We start from the raw sequence: 18,487 nt of genomic DNA on the forward strand, positions 1-18,487 counted from the left end.
ACAGGGTGCTATAGCGGTTCAAACTGACATAGACTATCGACCAGTTCAGGACGTCCAATAAAATACCCCTGCATATAATCCACCTGCAAATGCTTGCCTGCTGCGTAACAACGGTAATCTTCCACGCCCTCGAGCAAAACACGCGCCTCCAGCTCCCGAGCCAGCTTAATCACCCTTAACAGCTCATCTCTCTGACCATCAACGTAATTGAGCAGCAGACTACGATCCACTTTTATAATATCCGGTTTTACATTTCGTGTACGTGTTTCAGATGATGCTTCGACACCATAATCATCAATAGCAATCCTTGCCCCATAGCCTTGCAAATTACGTAATGAATTAACCAACAAAGTATCACAGGAACAGGTGTGTTCAAGGATCTCAAAATAGATCTGTTCAATAGACAAACCCAGTTCGTCAATTCTTCGAACAAACGACTTTTGAGTTAAATCTTGTTTATCAGAATCTACTACTGCAATTGGCGACAAATTAAGGAAAAGAGTACCTTTTGAAAGAAAATAGGCAAAATTACGGAGGTGAATCACCCTCGCTAAGCGGTCGAAATTAATCCTTTCAGCAGTACTAATAAATTCTGAATTAAAAAATGGCTCAGTTTTTAGTTTGTTGCCAGCCTCATCATAAACCCTCAACAAAGCCTCATAACCAAAAAGCTTACCCGATGCGGAGACAATAGGCTGGAAAGCACTGTGCATCGCATACCCTTGATATCGGGCATAAAAGTATCCCGCTTCAGATTTATTCAAATACTGCTCAAGTTCATGCCTTGTTCTTAATATTTTAGCCACTGAACGCCCATTTTGAGACTTGTTATAGTTTAACCATAATAGTAAGCGCTAGTTTGAGTAGTAAGCGCTTATTAAAATACAATGTAATTCACAAACTTTCCCCCATCATACCTATACACGCATTGACGAAGTGTCTCACCCTTGAGACGACACATTGTTTTACTCTTAATTAGTCAAATTCTTAGAACTAAGTCAGACTTTCAGTGTTACCTTAAAAAACACACATGATTGAAAAAAGTCTGTCATATTGGCCTGATATTATCTTAATGATCTCAATGCTATTACCCGCCAGTTTCGCGAAAGCATTCTTTTCCGCGTCAATACAGCCACAACGCAAGTAACTTATCGCCCCCTTCTCAGACTGATGCCTGCTTTAATGTCTGCGTTTCTTCCAAATTAATTACTTATCATTAACCAGATACTGATATTAAGAACATTGGTGAGTCCTTGATCACCAATTCTGATAGTTCATTCGAATATTTCGACCTTGTTGTTCAACTGTTAACTCTTATATTTTTAAATAAAAAAACTAGAATAAGAATTATTCTTAACATCAACAGACTATGCAAACTATGGAAAACACCCGTAAATCCTATGACTGGCTCTCTATCACGCTTCACTGGCTATCAGCAGTTGTTGTGATCGGCTTATTTGCTGTGGGTCTGTGGATGGTTGATCTGAACTATTATTCGCAATGGTACAAGCCCGTGCCTCACTGGCACAAATCAATCGGTCTTTGCCTGGCTTTTGCCACTGTATTTCGCCTTATTTGGAAACACGTAAAAGGACATCCAAAAATAGAGGGAGCCCCTTGGGAACAAGTTGGAGCAAAAGTCGCCCACGGGGTTATTTATTTGATGTTATTTGGAATGTTCATTTCAGGTTATCTAATATCAACGGCAGACGGGCGAGCTATTGAAGTATTCAACTGGTTTTCTGTTCCTGCACTTGGGGAGCTATTTCCCAATCAGGCTGATATTGCCGGAGAGATCCACTACTACCTGGCTTTAGCTCTGATTGGTCTGGCTGCGGTTCATGCTCTTGCCGCGTTGAAGCACCATTTCATAAACAAAGACAATACCTTAAGAAAAATGTTGGGAGTAAAGTAAACATGAAAAAACAACTGATTGCTCTGGGATTGCTAACCGCATTTACCATCCCTTCGCTAGCTTCTGCAGCTGACTACATTATCGATACCAAGGGTGCACACGCCTCAATCAACCTGAAGGTCAAACACCTAGGCTACAGTTTTATCAAAGGCAGGTTTAATACTTTTGAAGGAACATTCAACTATGATCCAATGAACCTTTCTGCATCAAAAGTGAATGTCAAAGTCGATACCAGCAGTTTTGATACTAACCACGCAGAACGAGATAAACACGTTCGCAGCGCCGACTTCCTGGAAGTTAAGAAATATTCAACTGCAACATTTACTAGTACCAAAGTTGAACCTAAAGGTAACGGTGAAATGGTCATCGACGGTGAGCTAACCCTTCATGGCCAAACTAAACCGATCAGTATCGACGCTCAATTTGTCGGCGAAGGTGAAGATCCGTGGGGGGGTATCGTGCTGGCTTTACCGGAACAACACGCCTTGAGTTGAAAGACTTCGGCATTCAGGTAATGGGTGAATCCAGTTACGTGGATCTTGAATTGCATGTTGAAGGTGTTCGTCAATAGTATTGACTTCCAACTAAAATTCTTCAAATCCGGCTTCGGCCGGATTTTTTTATTAAACAAACTTAAATTGTCCCTTCCTTATAGGCTTTGTCTTTTTCCACAAGATTCTTAGCCATAAACCCAATACAATATCGGCTAAGCCCAAATCATTCCTGAATTTTTTTGCACAAAAGCATTGTGAATAAAAATCCAGTTAGTTATAAATCATACAAAAGTCACAAGCGTTTGGAAAAATGAAAGCAGTAATCAACACAATTTATGAATCAAAGCTGGCAACGCTAAAAGACAAAATTGCCGCACTTAGCGCGCCGGTTCAGCTCACTATTGTCACTGTCGGTGAAGATCCGGCAAGCAAGGTTTATGTTCGCAATAAGATTCGTCTTTTTGACGAACTGGGCCTGACCTGTAACCATATCACCCTTGCAGAAGAAACAACCACACAGTCGGATCTGGATGATATTGCAGCTAAAGCCGAACATGCAATCTTATTCCAGCTACCACTACCAAACGGACTGGAAGCCCCTGATCTACCAGCTTCAGTCGATGTTGACGGTTTTGGTTCTGAAGCTCTGGGACAACTGGTTCTGGGGCAGAACAGTATCTTGCCGTGCACAGTCCAGGCAACCATCGATATCATTGCAAGCCACTTTGGTGAAAATAATTTCGCCGGCCTGAAAGTCGCTGTTGTGGGCCGTAGTAACATCGTTGGTAAGCCACTGGCAATTGAACTGATTAACCGCCAAAGTACAGTATCAAGCTTTAACAGCCGCTCAGACCTTGAGTCTGTAGACTGGAAACGATATGACGTTGTTGTGGTTGCTACCGGCGCCTATGGTGTTCTGGAAAGCACACAATTCTTTAAAGGGCAGCTAATCATTGATGTCGGCATCAACCGTGTTGACGGAAAGCTGGTTGGTGACGTTAAGCATAATTTTGAAGTTGAACCAATGGCAGCAATTACTCCTGTGCCAGGTGGTGTTGGTCGTTTAACTTGCCTTCATGTATTAGGTAATGCAGTAAAGCTTGCTGAATGCGCGCAAGGTTAATGAACTGCCAGCTATAATCCGAAATTGCGATAAAAATAAGGCTACCCGAAGGTAGCCTTATTCGTTTTGTTAGGTCAGCTTAAACAGCTTTATTTCTTCGCCAATTCGTCCAGTGGCAACCAATTAATCGTCACCCCGGCCTGAGTAAACATATCCTGACTTACTTTGATTTTGTCCCCCCAACGAGACAGGAAATCTTCGGTCTGTTCCGGGCAGTTAACTACAGAAATACCAGTCTGAATGATTTTAGCCGCACAGTTCGGGCACGGAAAGTGTGTCACCCAGATATCACAGCCAGCCAAGTCACGTTTAGAGAACAAGATTGCATTCTCTTCCGCATGCAGCGTTTTCAGTAGCTTCATATCACGGTCATCAATATCCGCACTGTCTGATATACCATGCGGATAACCGTTAAAACCAACGGATACGATGCGGTTACCTTGCGTGATCACGGCCCCCACTTGTGTCGACGGGTCCTTACTCCAGGAACCTACCAACTCGGCCATTTGGAAAAAGCGCACAGCCCATTTAGAAATCATGATCTTCACCTTGTTGTAGCTATTGCCTTTATTTTGCAAGACTTAACAAGCCACTACAAGGGGATTTTGAATGATATACAGTTGCAAACAGGTGATAGGTACTAGCTATCAATTTATTCCTTAATATTACTACTGATTAAAGTTGTTGGTTTATTCGCAGTTGTCGACAAGAAATCGAACCAAAAGTAATACTATTTTTCAAGCCTGCAGATACAGAAAAGCCCACACCTAAGTGTGGGCTTTTCTTGAATAATTCTTGGAGCGGGCAGCGGGAATCGAACCCGCATCATCAGCTTGGAAGGCTGAGGTAATAGCCATTATACGATGCCCGCTTCTGGATGCGTCAGTTGAAACTAACGTGATGTGCATCGAACTGAATTCATAATGTCAGATCCGCCAACAAAATAAAGCACTGATTCTTCGAATATGACACAGATCACAAAATCCTCAACCAAGTGCTTAAAATTCAATCACCTATAAGCTAACACCGTGTTCAAATTGCCAAAACAAAAGCCGGACATTGCCGGCCCCTGCTCTAAAAACTGTACAACTAAATCTCAGCTTGATGGGTAATCTTTCTCTTCTTTACCTTTGGGTGCCTTACCACTCACTGTCCAGTGTTCATTAGGATCGTAGCTTTCGTCACAGATATCCAATGAGAACCCCATATCGACGATCTCTTTCAAGGTCAAGTTATCTGCGAGTTTAGCGACTTCTCCAGATTTATTACGTAGCTCCATATTCGCCCACCTCAAAAATATACAAGTAGCCAACCAACTACCTTATTAACTATAGTGCTCGTATGGATATTTTCCTATAAAACACAAAAGCCCTGACAGAATCAGGGCTTTACACATTTAATAAAAGTTAAGCTGACAATCAGATTTTTTGCCAAACATCACTTTCTCCAGGCTTATCTCCTTTTGTCCACCACTTAGCCTTATATTTCACACCGTTGTAGACAACAATGTCACCACCTACGTAAACCTTACCTGCATCCCAGGTAGTTTCACCAGTGCCGGCAACATCTACGTTTACAACAACATCTTTTGTCACACTCTTGCTACCGTCGGTTACCGTAATAGACACGACTTCTTTCAGACTTGTAGCTGTATTTGGGGCTTTGTAGGTTACCGTTGCACTGCCATCGCCGTTATCAACAACAGTTGCATTGGTGGCGCTGAAGGACAACTTATCACCGACATCAGCATCAGTAGCTGATACCGTGAAGCTGATAGTCTGCCCTGGTTGAGCAGACTGAGCAGCAGGAACAGTCAGAACCGGCGCATGATTAGGGGCTGTACCACCACCACCGGTAGTGAATACACGATCAATCGCTTCAGCCAGTGGTGAGCTCAGCTTGGTACACTCTTTCAGCATACGTCCGCGGCTGACAATCGAACCTTCACATTTAATATCGCCGTGAACCTGCCAGACAATAACACCACCAAGGTTATTATCGACAATGTACTGGGCTTTTTTCTCGATAGACGGAACATCATCGTAGCTCAGGAAGTACTTACCTTTAACAGCATATGGGACTTCTGCGTTCGCATCCCATTTATGTTCCCACCCCGGAGTTTTTACGATGTAGTTATAGTTAGGCTGGCCTTCAAAGACTTTCCAGTTGTCCAAGTCAACCGCCGACTCTGTCGGACCATCCACACTAAAGTTTACAGTGCGTTTATCCGTTGGAGCACCAACATAAGCCTGGGCTTCTGTTGTCTGGACACCACGGCCATAGAAAGCGGCACCGAAGTTAATCTTATCGGAAGGAATACCTTTAGCAGCCATCCAGTTACGTAGATGGTCAAGATTCAAACCAGCATATTCTTCTTCTGGGTATGGATATAGCGGAGCGTTATGACCTGCAACATTAGACCAGCCACCATTGAGGTCATAAGTCATCATGTTGAAATAGTCCATACTGGCAGACAGGCGAGACCAGTTAAATCCTTCTAATTTCGCAGTCGATGCAGAGAATGCCGCAGTCAGAAGCTTATTTGGCCCGATCTTCTTACGAAGATCTTCCATCAACAGCTCAAAATTAGCGTAATCTTCAGGGTTACCCTGGAAGTTCATACCACCAGTACCTGGGTATTCCCAGTCAATATCAATACCATCGAAACCCAGGGCCATCAGCTTATCGATATCCGCCATGAAACGCGCTTTCTTAACTGGATCTGCTGCCATTTCAGGGAAGTGCTTAGACATACTCCAGCCACCCAGAGATGCCATTACCTTCACACCTTTAGAATGAGCAAGATCGATCAGGCCCGGCGCACCACCAGCCTTTTTCAATGGAATCGGGAACTGCCCGGTAATACCAGTCGGCTCATGTAGCCAGCCATTACCATGCGGTAAAAACCCTTGTTCTTTAACTTTCAGATACTGATCCTGATTCCATGGTTCATTGCTAGGGAATTGATGAACATACTCTAACTCACCCCAAAGAATATGGAAGTCCCAGCTGGAGTAAACGTCCGGATGCAACAACGGACCTGGCTCCTGGACAGCACCTGGCTGATAGATACTCTTGTTCCTCAGGTCACCACTGTGCAAGGAACCGTCTTTAGCAACACCAAAGAAAGAAAAGTTAAGGATCGAGTAAATATCCATATTGACGTTAAGATGGTTAGCTTCCCCTTTGGCGGTAAAGCCTTCATTGGGGCCTTTCCATGCTTCCCATTGTGTAATGTAACCAATTACATTCTTGTCATGAGTTGGTGCAGCTACAGCAGTACCAGCAATTCCTGCCATCAACATAGTAGCAGCTACTGCGCCAGCAATTTTGCTCAGGTTCAATCCCTTTTGCATGTCTTACTCCACGTATCGTTTATCAAATAAGTTCGGACCACAAGCACATTGTGGTTACCTGTGTCTGCTTATCGTTTCTGGCTTAGTGAGTTGCCAGTTATATCACCTACACTACTTCTTGATATCCAACGAACCGGGCCTCTGAAAGCCACTCCAATAAGCGCAGAGTTAGTGTTATCGATCTTTTTTTGATATGCGAAAATATTTGACAAGTTTCAGTAACAGCTCAAGCAAAATTGCAACCAACACGCAACACTGTACATTTTTTTGCCGTTATTAATTCCAAACTATACGCATTCAGAATTATAAATAACTACTGAGGCATACCTCTGTTTGCAACATGAATTAAGTATTCATATCTTCAACAATGATTTGTTTGCTAATTCGTGACAAAAAACCTAAGTTACATCAGCTTTGCATACCCAGATCAATAAATCCCTGAAAACCCATCAAGTTAGTTTCCTATTAACTCTTCAAACAGCTAACATATGGGTAAAGTTCTGAATCCTACATAATGCGCAAACAGGGATTGAAAATGATCAAATCCGCGACGAATCAATCTCAGGGTATGCTGCTGTTTCGGCTGACACCACTGCAAACTTTCGCTATCGGTACGCTGAAAGTAAAAGAAATTGTTCCATATACACGTCTTACAGCTATCCCCCATTCACACCCTACTGTTTTGGGGGCTGCGACTCTGCGCGGCGACACCCTTCCGGTCATTGACATGGCTAAGGCTGTTGGCTATCCGCCGCTAACTAAAGAAGAGCTTAAAGACTGCTACATCATCATCACAGATTGTCGACGAATGCTGGTTGGCTTCCTGGTTCGTGGCATTGACAAAATTACCGAATGCGACTGGCACAAAATCGATGCGCCACCAAGCGCTCTCGGTAAGAATGTCTTCGTAACCGGGGTAATGAATGTTGAAGATAAGCAAGTACAACTACTTGATGTTGAACTGCTACTTTCAAAAGTTTATCCGGACAATCCGGACAGCCTTCATCCGATTCTGACTGATGTCCAACGAGAAATACTGCGACCGTTAAAAATCCTGCTGGTTGATGACTCCGCAGTTGCTCGCCGCCAGCTGTCACAGGCGCTGGACAGCATCAGCATTCCATACTTCTTTGCAACTAACGGCCGTGATGCTCTGACTATGCTTGAGCATGCAGCTGATGCCGGTGAACCTTTCGATATTCTGGTAAGTGATATTGAAATGCCGGGACTGGACGGTTATGAACTGGCATTCGAAGTTCAGAACAGTGATAAACTGAACCATGCTTACATTATTCTGCACACTTCGCTTTCCAGTGAGATCAGTGTATCTCAAGCTCATCAGGTTGGAGCCCATGAAGCTCTGACCAAATTCGAAGCTAACGAACTGATCCACGCGATGCTTCGCGGAGCAGAAAAAATCAGCGACCTTGAAACGGAAAGCTAAATAGAATAACCAAATAAAATGAGGCCCACAATTACGGTGGGCCTTTCTTTATCTGCTTTAAATCATATAGATAGCTATTTTTTTCCTAACTCATCTATCTCGATAAGACTTTCCGATACTGGAATTACCAACGACTCACTCAAATCAATCTCATTAGTGTGATGAGGGATCGAGTTAGTCGTTACCAACTTCCTGATCCCTCTCTCCTTAAGGCGTTCTTCAGCCTCACCGACAAAAATGCCATGAATTGCAGCACAAGAGACATCATCAAACTGCTGCTTTTGCAATGCATCAATACATTGAATCAGCGTATGTCCGCTGGATATCACATCATCAATAATGACAACCGAACAACCCTGATGAGCATCCAAATCAGGCAAAGTCACAACAACCTCTCTATCTCCCAGTCGTTGTTTTTCACCAATAACATAGGGGTGACCACTCTGCTCTGAAACCTGAGCCACCCATTGCTCACTTTCTGCATCAGGCCCGACTAATAAAACATTCTGTTGCGATGCCAACCATGTCGCCAGCAACGAGCCGCCATGCACAACCCGGCACGGTATGGAATACACCTCATTTAAGGAATGGTAACGGTGAAGATGTGGATCGACAGTCACCAGCCAGTCGACATGCTGTGATAACAAGCTGGCGAAGATCCTTGAAGTCACCGCCTCTCCGGCCACAAAACGTTTGTCCTGGCGGAGATAACATAAATAAGGCGCAATCAGTCCGACGGAAGCCGCCCCCAGCTCACGAAGCGTTTCAGCCATAAAAAGTAAATGGAGACATTTACTGTCAGGATGGGATAAATCAGCAAGGATAATACAGTGCTTATCTTTTACCGATGTCTCGACACGCAGATAAGACTCATTATCCGGAAACCGACGGAAGCTGTGAAATCCCGGGTTTAGCTCTAACTTCTTGCACAAACTGTAAAATAGCGAATGTGGTTCAAGCGCAAATAAGACCGCTTCCGTTGATGTTTCACTCATCATCAGTCTCCTATTTCAAACATATCGAAATTATCCCGGTAATAGGACAAGGCATAATCCCGCTCTCCTAGGCTGGCCGTAAATAAAGTAAATAATGGCTGCCCCTGATCTACCTTATTGCCGACATTGACGTGTAATCTCAATCCGGCACTGGCTTCTCCGGGAGCTCCGGCAAGTTTAGCCAGCCGGGACAATCGCCGATTATCTATATCGTAGACAATACCACTCTGCAGGGCGTACTGAATATCCTGATGCTTCGCCATCGGCAGCTCTTTTCGTTCCCCCTGAACGTCAATGATGTGCTGAAATTGCTGCCATGCCCTACCACTGCTAAGGAGTGACGTTGCCAGGCTCAGTGCTTCATCAATGCCTTTGCCACGAGCAAAATCCAGTAACTGTGCGGCTAAAAACAAAGCACGCTGACGTAAATCCTTTGGCGCAGATCGCTTGTTTTGTAGAACAGCCAATACATCACGCATTTCTTCAGCCGGTCCTATGCCACTGCCGACTGGTTTAGTTCCGTCACTAATTACACAGCGCACAGCTAACCCCAGCGCAGAGCCCACTTCAGTAAACAAAGCAGCCAGCCTTTCTGCATCGGCCTGAGTTCTGATTTTTGCCGTTTCACCAACAGGTATATCAATCAGTACATGCGTTGAACCTGCCGCTATTTTCTTCGACAAAACCGAAGCAATAAGCTGGCCTTCACCATCCAAATCCAGGGCTCGTTCAACCCTGATCAAAACTTCATCAACTGGACTTAAGTTCACGGCTCCCCCCCAGACAAGACAGGCTCCCGTATGGGATATAACCTTTTGGATTTCATCCAGTCCCAGTTCTATGCGGGTAAGGGTTTCCATCGCATCGGCAGTGCCCGCCGGAGAGGTGATGGAACGAGAAGACGTTTTGGGAATAATCAGACCGGCCGCACTCACTATGGCCACAACTAGAGGTGTTGTCCTGTTGCCTGGCAAACCGCCAATACAATGCTTATCAAATACCTTTTCATGTCCGGGCCAGCTGAGCTTTTCACCACAGTTCACCATGGCCCGAGTTAGAAAAATAATTTCAGGTGCGCTTAATCGATGACCGGCGCAAGCACTGAGGAAGCTGGCTATTTCAATATCACTATAACGATTAGTGCTGATATCACCGATAATCGCGCGGATTTCCGCCTCGTTAAGCTCATTACCATATATTTTCTTACGCAGAGCACTGAGTGATAAAAGAACAGGACCGTGCTTTACTCGAATACTGTCGCCATAAGCGATACCCAGCCGCTCTGCCGCAACCTTGGAAAAGCCGATATGGTTTCGCGGTAAAACATACTGCTCAACAACGTTTAACGTCGCAATCAGCTGCCTTCCCCTGAGTTCAATCGTCACTCTTGAGTTAGCAGTAAATCCTTCCGCACGACAGATATGACAGTCGTTTCTCATGTAAACAACCGGCTCCTGATGTGTATCTATCCCCATGTCCATGGCTATTAGATGATGATGCTTTTTGCTCATAAGCCCTACCCTGGTTCTTTCTCGTTATTAATCAAAGTGAGCACTAACACCTACAGCAACCATCAATTTTCAGACGGTGGTCTATATTATTATGGCTTGATTTTTTTCATATTCTGCGGTGGCGGACTATTTTGTCAGGTAGCCCCAAATTACTAATCAGCCAAATAACAAAAACAGGGGGAGTATGGGTGATTTTATTCTGGTCAGTATCGACTTTTTATCAGGCCTGTTTATCTTACTGGTTGGCCTCGGCGTACTGTTTTTGATCTACATGTACATTGTAGATGTCTCGCAGCATAAACAAGCAATCCGCCATAATTACCCAATCATTGGCCGTTTTCGTTATCTGTTCGAGAAACAGGGGGAATTCTTTCGCCAATACTTTTTCGCCATGGATCGTGAAGAAATGCCCTTTAACCGTGCTGAGCGCAGCTGGGTCTATAAAGCCGCTAAAAATGTCGACCGGACTATCGCTTTTGGTTCCAGCCGCAGTCTGGATCCCACCGGCACCATCATGTTCATGAACTGTGCTTTTCCAACCCTTGCTGAAGATGCTGTCAGCCCGGCACCAATAACTATTGGTACCCATTGCCGTCACCCTTACACCACCAGCTCCATATTTAACATCTCCGGCATGAGTTATGGGGCGATTTCCAAACCGGCAGTCAGGGCACTTTCAAAAGGTGCATCACAGGCTGGGTGTTGGATGAATACAGGTGAAGGTGGGCTAAGCTCTTATCATCTTGAAGGTAAAGCAGACATTGTTTTTCAGATTGGCACTGCAAAGTATGGCGTCAGGGATGAGTCCGGCAACTTAAGCGAAGAAAAACTCAAAGCCGTCGCCGCCCACCCTGAAGTTAAAATGTTTGAGATAAAAATCAGCCAGGGAGCCAAACCTGGCAAAGGCGGCATTCTGCCCGGTAAAAAAGTGACCGCAGAAGTAGCGCAAATAAGGGGGATTCCTCAAGGTCAGGATTCCATCAGCCCAAACGGGCATAAAGATATCCGCACTGTAAGTGACCTGCTCGATAGAATTGCCTTTATTCGAGAGGCCACAGGCAAACCTGTTGGTTTTAAAGCGGTATTTGGTTCAATGAATTGGTTTGAGCAATTGCTGCTTGAAATAGAGCGCAGAGGTGCCGAGAGTGCTCCGGATTTCATTACCATAGACAGCGCTGACGGCGGAACCGGTGCAGCCCCCCAACCATTGATGGATTATGTTGGTCTTCCCCTTAAGGAAAGCCTGCCAATGGTCGCTAGTATGCTCGAAGAAAGGCAACTCAAAGACAGAATCAAAATTATCGCCTCGGGCAAGCTTATCACCCCATCGAAAGTTGCATGGGCTATTGCTTTAGGTGCCGATTTTGTTGTCTCGGCTCGTGGCTATATGTTTGCTCTCGGTTGTATCCAGGCACTTCAGTGTAATAAAGACACGTGCCCGACAGGTATAACGACCCACAACAAACGGCTACAGCAAGGGCTGAATGTTGAAGATAAAACGCAACGTGTTGCTAACTACAACAAGTATATCCATTACGGTATCGGCCTGATTGCGCACTCCTGCGGATTAACCAACGTCAGAGAGCTTAATAAATCACATATCCGAATTGTGACGGAAAATGGTTTGTCTGTTGCCTTGGAAAAACTGTATGAAAACCATTTTTAAGGGCTGTTTTGATCATGCTCGCAACTACGAGCTGTATTTTAACTGTAGTTTGACAAAAGGATTTACAGCTGTGGCAAAGTATCAATAACAGATAATAATCCCTGATTGACAAAGGCTTGAAAGGTCACTCCATGTTTAAACGCGCTATATTCACAACTCTGATTCTTGCCCTGTCGGCAAACGCTTTTGCGTTACCGAAAGAAATCTCACCATCAAAACTACAGAATGGTAAATATAAGCTTGTTGAAACGATTACCATTAACGGTGATATCGACGACAATTTCCACCGCCTGATCAATCGCTCAATCAAGAATAAAAAATCTGACTATTATGTAATCCAGGATCTGTCTGAAAACACCTTCAACGACACACTGACGGTGGTTGTTGATCTGTACAAACACTGAGACAAATCGTGCTTACAGAAAAACAGCAGGAGTGACATTCCCATACATTCCTGCCTGTTTCCTGAACGCTCTTAATCCCGCTGAAAAGCAAGGTACTCATTGAGTTTTTCCGCCGTCGCCGACAAATATTTTTCCAGCATAACGGCCAGCATTTTCTGACTCACTGGCTTAGACACAAAGTCATCCATCCCCGCCGCAAAACATTTTTCTTTTTCTTCTTTAACAACATTAGCGGTCAACGCGATAATTGGAATCCGATGCCCTTCAGTTTCCTCTGCTCTAATCGCTTTTGTGGCAGCAAAACCATCCATTACAGGCATTTGACAATCCATAAAGATGACATCAAACGACTGCTCACGGAATCGTGATATTGCCTCTGCCCCGTTATTTGCAATTTCAACCCGAACACCCAGCTTTTCCAGCATCATTTTGGCCACTTTCTGGTTAACGGCCGTATCCTCGACAACCAGAACAACAGGCAGAGGCTCTCCGCCACCAGTAGCTGTACCTACTTGTTGATTACTCCCAAGTTCTGCTGCCCTGCTTTGTTGTGGCATTTGCTGTGGCTGCGAAGCTTGTTTAATCGTCTCTGCCGACGGTGCCGGATAATCAACGCCTACAGACTGAGTGCCCGAGACATGTTCATTGCAATCGATATTAGCTTTCGACAAAGAAGCCCTGAGTACATGCTGCACGGCCCACTTCAGGCTGCTCTCTTTATATGGCCTTGCCAGATAAGAGCCAATCCCAACTTGCTTGGCTTTTTCTTCATCCCCCATTTCAGGGCCAGCCGATACCATCATCATTTTCGGGCACTGCTCAGCAAACCGGACTCTTAATTGCTGAGCCAGGTCAAAACCGTCTATCTCTGGCATTATTTTATCCAGCACAATCAAATCAAACGGTTGCTTGCGCTCCAGGGCGTCCATAACCAATTCAGCGGCTTTAACGGCATCCTCACAACAAGTCGACTTGGCTCCGTAATTACTCAGCTGAGCAGACGTGATCCGCATATTCAACATGCTGTCATCAACCAACAGTACATTAAGCTCTGACAACAGCTTTCTGTCATTTTCCTCGGCTTCAGGTAACACATTCTTTTCTAATATCACCGAAAAATAAAACGTACTGCCCTTACCAGTATCACTGCTAATCTTAAGTTCTCCGCCCATCATGCGAACGATCTCACGACAGATAGCCAAACCAAGACCCGTTCCGCCATATTTTCGGGTAGTGCTACCATCGGCCTGTTGAAACTTATCAAAGATAGCGTCATGTTTATCGGCTGGTACCCCTATTCCAGTATCACTGACCTCAAACCTGACTGTTACTGATTCCGGCGATTCATTTTCACGCTGGATTTGCAAGTGAACATAACCCTGGTCAGTAAACTTAATTGCATTACTAACCAAGTTATTCAGTACCTGACGAAGTTTAGTTGCATCCCCCAGCAACATCGGCGTGATACTACGATCAATGGAGCACTGAAATGCCAGCCGCTTTTCTGCAGCGCGAACCATGAACACAGATTCGACTTCTTTGTTCAACTCAAACAGGTTCAGAGCTGTATGTTCGAGTTCCAACCTACCGGCTTCGATCTTAGAAAAGTCCAGAATATCATTGATCAGATCTAACAATGACAAGGATGAGGTATGGAGCATACTGATATACTCCTTCTGATCAGCTGGCATCTCCATCTCTTTCATCAAAGATGACAAACCGATAATGCCATTCATCGGTGTTCGAATTTCATGGCTCATGTTCGCAAGGAATTCACTTTTCTTACGGTTTGCCTCTTCTGCAATCTCGCGGGCTTCTTCAAGCTGAATGTAGTTTTCCCTGATTTGGCAAACAGACTGGTTATAACGTTGAGATAAAGTGATGAATTCATCATCAAACCAGCGTTCATCCAGATAAACAGGCTTTGGAACTTTATTGTCATCGAACTCACTGACAGACCGGGACATCAGAGTAAGGGGGTGAACGATCAGGCGATATGTTATAAGGGTGATAACAACAGCAATAACAAATATCTCTACCGCCTGACTTAGCAACAAAATCAGGAATTTATCCCACAACCCCTGATAAACAACATAAAGATCTGACTGAACAGTCAGTGTTGCCAGTTTATATTCTCGACTGGTTGTTTTATAAACCATATCCCACGATTTCTCGTGCATATATTTAGGCAATTCAGCACCGAGCTGCAAAAAAATGCCATTGTCGTCTTTAATTTCCAGATAATGGATGGCGGGAAAATGCATGATCCCTTCCGCCTGCATCATGAGTTGCTCACGATCTTCAACCCAAAGGGTCGATACCAGACTTGAAAGAAAACTTTCTTCTATCTGTACAAAACGATCATCAATACTTGCCAACTCTTCCTTATAATCAAGATAGAGGTTCAGGCAAGTCGTAAATATAGTAAACAGGGTACTAATTAACAAAATTGAAATTAAAAGTTGTTTTGCTATCCCCAGTTTACGCATTGGCTTTTCTTGCTGATACGTTTTGTTCATCCCTAAACTCGCATCTGATGCATACTCAACTAATATAATAATAGCGTTTTGAACAGGATAGTTAAGGTAAGGATACAAAATGAATAAATTTTTTCCGATTGCATCAGCATTAACGTTAGCTTGCTCAAGCTTTAGTGTAAGCGCCGACACCATCAACTATTACGTAATAGCCAAACAAGCCGAACCATTTCAGATAGAAAACGCTAACGGTACACACAGCGGTATTGTTACAGACATTGTCAAAGCCATATTCAAAGACAGCAAATATGAGATGGACTATCATACTTATCCTTTCAACCGTATGATTTCCTTACTTGAGGCAGGAGGCAAACCCAACTGGGTTACTTATGGCAGCCCAGACTGGGGAGGTGTGCAGGCAGAAAACCTGTCAGATCTTCCAATCTATAATGTCAGGCATGTACTTGTCAGCAGCCATAAAGATCCCTTTGAGTTTAAGTCGATGGATGATCTGACTGATAAAGTCGTCGTTGTATTACATGGTTTCGACTATCCTCAACTGATGCCTTATTTCAATTCAGGTCAGGTTGAAGAACTGCGGGTAAAAGACTACAACGCCGCATTTCGAGTAATTAAAAAGCTGCCGGGTGATACCACTTTTGTAGAGATGGCTTCCCGTGTTAAATATAACCTAACCAAACAAAACGAAACCTTAGCGGATTTTGATATTCAAAATTTCAGTTCAGTCATTCCTGACTATCCTATTTACTTAGCTTTTGATCCGAAGATGGATAGTAAAATTCAAAATTTTATAAATAAACGCCTCAAAGACCTGAAATCGACCGGAAAACTTGATCAAATTATCAGCCACTATTAAGACATAAATCAATTTAAAAACAGCCATCAGACTCGATGGCTGTTTTTATAACAAAATATAACTACTGTATTTATTTTATAAATTCTTTATCAAACATATGGCCCAATTTAGCGGCTTTAGTTTTCAGGTAGTTTTCATTATGAGGATTATTCCCTTCTTGTAGCGGAACCCGTTTTTCTATCTTAATTCCGGCACTCTCTATTGCCCGGACCTTTCGAGGGTTATTCGTCATTAAATTAACAGACTTAATATTAAGGAAACTCAGCATTCCGCGACAAAAAGAATAATCACGCATATCCGCAGCAAAACCAAGTCGTTCATTGGCCTCTACAGTATCGGCTCCCTGATCCTGCAAATGATAAGCGCGGATCTTATTAATCAATCCGATCCCCCTACCTTCCTGGCGCAAATAAAACAACACACCACTGCCTGCATTGACGATATTCTCCATCGCACGCGACAACTGGAATCCACAGTCACATCGGGCACTGAATAAAGCATCACCGGTCAGGCATTCAGAATGAAGGCGTATCAGTGGTGGTGTATCCGGATCCAAATCACCATATACCAGCGCAAGATGCTCTTTACCTGTCGCCTGCTCTACAAAGCCATACATCTGGAATGTTCCCCACTGGGTTGGCAACTTAGCGCTCTCAACAAAATGCACCAGGTTGTATGGTTCCTTATTTGAGAAGTAGTTTCTCACTTCCATCAAAATTTTACCGAGTGTATTGCGGCCACTCCCATCACCACCATCTCCCCAGAACGCATCCTTATGCGAATGTTCCGTCAAAACTCGGTCGCCAGTACTAACCAACAAATGCGCCAAACGAGGGTTTTGGCGGAATTTCTCGAAAACAATATAACGCATAACAGCCTCGCGGACTTCCATCCAGTCATCCTTAACCTGGTCCGCATATTGACGACTTAAGTTAAACGCCTCGTCCGGAGTTTCCGCATTGAAGATCTGCTGCTGAATTGCTGGATCAACAAACTTCTGTGCATGATAGTAATGTTCGCTGGTAGGCCATACCACATCACTCAATGTTATTGGTGCCGGGGCAAAGTTTGATAAAAAACCGTAGCTATCCTGAGGCTCATAAAACTTTATTTCATCAATCATTCACTGTCACTCCTTTGCGTCTAAACAACAAATAAAATAATTTCGAATTCCGGAATAACGGTATGCCTGCAAAAGCATACCTCCAAGTATAGTTAATTTAACAATAGTTCAACAAAATTAGACTAATTAGGTATTCAGACAAATCACTAGCTTTAAAGTGAGCAACAAAGATAGAATGTGCCGGCTCAAAAATAAGAGATAGATTTGATAACGGATGATAACGAATGAAATATAAATGGATCCTCTTTGATGCTGATGAAACGCTGTTTCATTTTGATGCATTCAAAGGACTGAATATCATGTTTTCTCGCTTTGGTATCGATTTTACCCGGCAAGATTTTATTGAGTATCAGAAAGTAAACAAGCCTCTGTGGGATGATTACCAAAATGGCGTGATTAATGCGGAAGAATTGCAAAACATTCGTTTTCAATCCTGGGCTGAAAAGCTTGAAGTCACAACTCAGACACTTAACAGCGCATTTCTGACCGCAATGGCAGATATTTGTGCCCCACTACCCGGCGCGAAAGAACTGTTAGACAGTCTAAAACATAAAGCTCAACTGGGTATCATTACCAATGGCTTTACCGACCTTCAACAAATCCGACTGGAGCGAACCGGTTTTCAGGACTTTTTCTCCACCCTGGTCATCTCAGAACAGGTTGGTATCGCCAAACCTGATCGCGGAATCTTTGACTACGCGTTTTCCAAAATGGGAGAGCCAGACAAAGAAGAAGTGCTGATGGTCGGCGATAATCCCCACTCCGACATTTTGGGCGGAATGAACGCAGGTATTCATACTTGCTGGTTAAACCATCATGGGCATGAAGTGCCGGAAGGTATAAAACCAAACTATCAAGTCTCTTCACTGAATGAATTAAACACCTTGCTAACTGGTTAAATCATCAGCAATTAATAGGGTCTGACCTTCAAATTTTGGTCAGGCCTGTGTTTTATCTCGCATTTAATTCACCTAAATATCAATATCTTAAAGACAAACCGAATTATCCATAGGGATTTTCACTGGATATTTATTTCAGTTTAGAGAGAAATAATGCTTTACAGTCAATCTTCCTAACATTATGTTAATACACAATAGATTAA

The 18,487-nt window shown here is 43.7% G+C and carries 15 protein-coding genes, 1 tRNA gene and 1 pseudogene; 8 read left to right on the forward strand and 9 right to left on the reverse strand.

Going from position 1 to position 18,487, the window contains the following annotated elements; genetic code table 11:
- Positions 1 to 8: 8 nt before the first annotated feature.
- Positions 9 to 806, reverse strand: coding sequence for an EAL domain-containing protein (locus tag AACQ93_RS22915; protein WP_064609171.1), 798 nt, complete (start codon positions 804 to 806; stop codon positions 9 to 11).
- A gap of 572 nt (positions 807 to 1,378) precedes the next feature.
- Here AACQ93_RS22915 and AACQ93_RS22920 point away from each other — a divergent pair.
- The 3 genes and pseudogenes from AACQ93_RS22920 (at position 1,379) to AACQ93_RS22930 (ending at position 3,532) form a co-directional block, all read left to right on the forward strand.
- Entirely contained in the window at positions 1,379 to 1,915 is a 537-nt protein-coding gene (locus tag AACQ93_RS22920) for a cytochrome b (protein WP_064609718.1), read from the forward strand.
- Positions 1,916 to 1,917: 2 nt separating this feature from the next.
- Positions 1,918 to 2,486: pseudogene (locus AACQ93_RS22925) on the forward strand (YceI family protein).
- Between the two features lie 233 nt (positions 2,487 to 2,719).
- Positions 2,720 to 3,532: a bifunctional 5,10-methylenetetrahydrofolate dehydrogenase/5,10-methenyltetrahydrofolate cyclohydrolase gene (locus tag AACQ93_RS22930; protein WP_064609173.1), complete on the forward strand. Its 813-nt coding sequence runs from the start codon at positions 2,720 to 2,722 to the stop codon at positions 3,530 to 3,532.
- Positions 3,533 to 3,621: 89 nt separating this feature from the next.
- Here the strand turns inward: AACQ93_RS22930 and AACQ93_RS22935 are convergent, their stop codons facing one another.
- The 4 genes from AACQ93_RS22935 to AACQ93_RS22950 form a co-directional block, all read right to left on the reverse strand.
- Positions 3,622 to 4,071: a dCMP deaminase family protein gene (locus AACQ93_RS22935; RefSeq protein WP_064609174.1), complete on the reverse strand. Its 450-nt coding sequence runs from the start codon at positions 4,069 to 4,071 to the stop codon at positions 3,622 to 3,624.
- A gap of 257 nt (positions 4,072 to 4,328) precedes the next feature.
- Positions 4,329 to 4,403, reverse strand: a tRNA-Gly gene (locus AACQ93_RS22940).
- A 225-nt stretch (positions 4,404 to 4,628) separates the two neighbouring features.
- The gene (locus tag AACQ93_RS22945) at positions 4,629 to 4,811 is read right to left on the reverse strand and encodes a hypothetical protein (RefSeq protein WP_064609176.1); all 183 of its coding nucleotides are present in this window, start codon (positions 4,809 to 4,811) and stop codon (positions 4,629 to 4,631) included.
- 139 nt (positions 4,812 to 4,950) lie between these two features.
- Positions 4,951 to 6,888: a glycosyl hydrolase family 18 protein gene (locus tag AACQ93_RS22950; protein WP_064609178.1), complete on the reverse strand. Its 1,938-nt coding sequence runs from the start codon at positions 6,886 to 6,888 to the stop codon at positions 4,951 to 4,953.
- Positions 6,889 to 7,423: 535 nt separating this feature from the next.
- On the opposite strand from AACQ93_RS22950, the gene AACQ93_RS22955 reads away from it, so the two are divergent.
- Positions 7,424 to 8,332 carry a chemotaxis protein gene (locus AACQ93_RS22955; RefSeq protein ID WP_157097641.1) on the forward strand — a complete coding sequence of 303 codons (909 nt, stop codon included), beginning with the start codon at positions 7,424 to 7,426 and terminating at the stop codon, positions 8,330 to 8,332.
- 74 nt (positions 8,333 to 8,406) lie between these two features.
- Here AACQ93_RS22955 and AACQ93_RS22960 read toward each other — a convergent pair whose 3' ends face one another.
- A complete protein-coding gene (locus AACQ93_RS22960) occupies positions 8,407 to 9,330 on the reverse strand; it encodes a ribose-phosphate diphosphokinase (RefSeq protein ID WP_064609180.1) in 924 nt (307 codons plus the stop codon).
- The gene (locus tag AACQ93_RS22965) at positions 9,330 to 10,838 is read right to left on the reverse strand and encodes a thymidine phosphorylase family protein (protein WP_064609182.1); all 1,509 of its coding nucleotides are present in this window, start codon (positions 10,836 to 10,838) and stop codon (positions 9,330 to 9,332) included. The genes AACQ93_RS22960 and AACQ93_RS22965 overlap by 1 nt, the downstream gene beginning before the upstream one ends.
- A 184-nt stretch (positions 10,839 to 11,022) precedes the next feature.
- Here AACQ93_RS22965 and AACQ93_RS22970 point away from each other — a divergent pair, with 184 nt between their 5' ends.
- A complete protein-coding gene (locus AACQ93_RS22970; protein ID WP_198160241.1) occupies positions 11,023 to 12,504 on the forward strand; it encodes an FMN-binding glutamate synthase family protein in 1,482 nt (493 codons plus the stop codon).
- Positions 12,505 to 12,635: 131 nt separating this feature from the next.
- A complete protein-coding gene (locus AACQ93_RS22975; RefSeq protein WP_007468505.1) occupies positions 12,636 to 12,908 on the forward strand; it encodes a DUF1471 domain-containing protein in 273 nt (90 codons plus the stop codon).
- A gap of 71 nt (positions 12,909 to 12,979) precedes the next feature.
- Here the strand turns inward: AACQ93_RS22975 and AACQ93_RS22980 are convergent, their stop codons facing one another.
- Positions 12,980 to 15,427 (reverse strand): hybrid sensor histidine kinase/response regulator, encoded by a 2,448-nt coding sequence (locus AACQ93_RS22980; RefSeq protein WP_064609184.1) that lies wholly within the window; start codon positions 15,425 to 15,427, stop codon positions 12,980 to 12,982.
- A 79-nt stretch (positions 15,428 to 15,506) separates the two neighbouring features.
- Between AACQ93_RS22980 and AACQ93_RS22985 the strand changes: the two genes are divergently transcribed.
- Complete coding sequence (locus tag AACQ93_RS22985) at positions 15,507 to 16,262, forward strand: substrate-binding periplasmic protein (RefSeq protein ID WP_007468501.1); 756 nt, start codon at positions 15,507 to 15,509, stop codon at positions 16,260 to 16,262.
- A 70-nt stretch (positions 16,263 to 16,332) separates the two neighbouring features.
- Here AACQ93_RS22985 and ribA read toward each other — a convergent pair whose 3' ends face one another.
- Positions 16,333 to 17,385, reverse strand: coding sequence for a GTP cyclohydrolase II (gene ribA / locus AACQ93_RS22990; protein ID WP_007468499.1), 1,053 nt, complete (start codon positions 17,383 to 17,385; stop codon positions 16,333 to 16,335).
- A 224-nt stretch (positions 17,386 to 17,609) separates the two neighbouring features.
- Between ribA and yjjG the strand changes: the two genes are divergently transcribed.
- Entirely contained in the window at positions 17,610 to 18,284 is a 675-nt protein-coding gene (gene yjjG / locus AACQ93_RS22995; protein WP_064609186.1) for a pyrimidine 5'-nucleotidase, read from the forward strand.
- The last annotated feature ends 203 nt before the right edge of the window (positions 18,285 to 18,487 follow it).

Source organism: Photobacterium sp. J15, from assembly GCF_963870815.1.
GTDB lineage: Bacteria > Pseudomonadota > Gammaproteobacteria > Enterobacterales > Vibrionaceae > Photobacterium > Photobacterium marinum.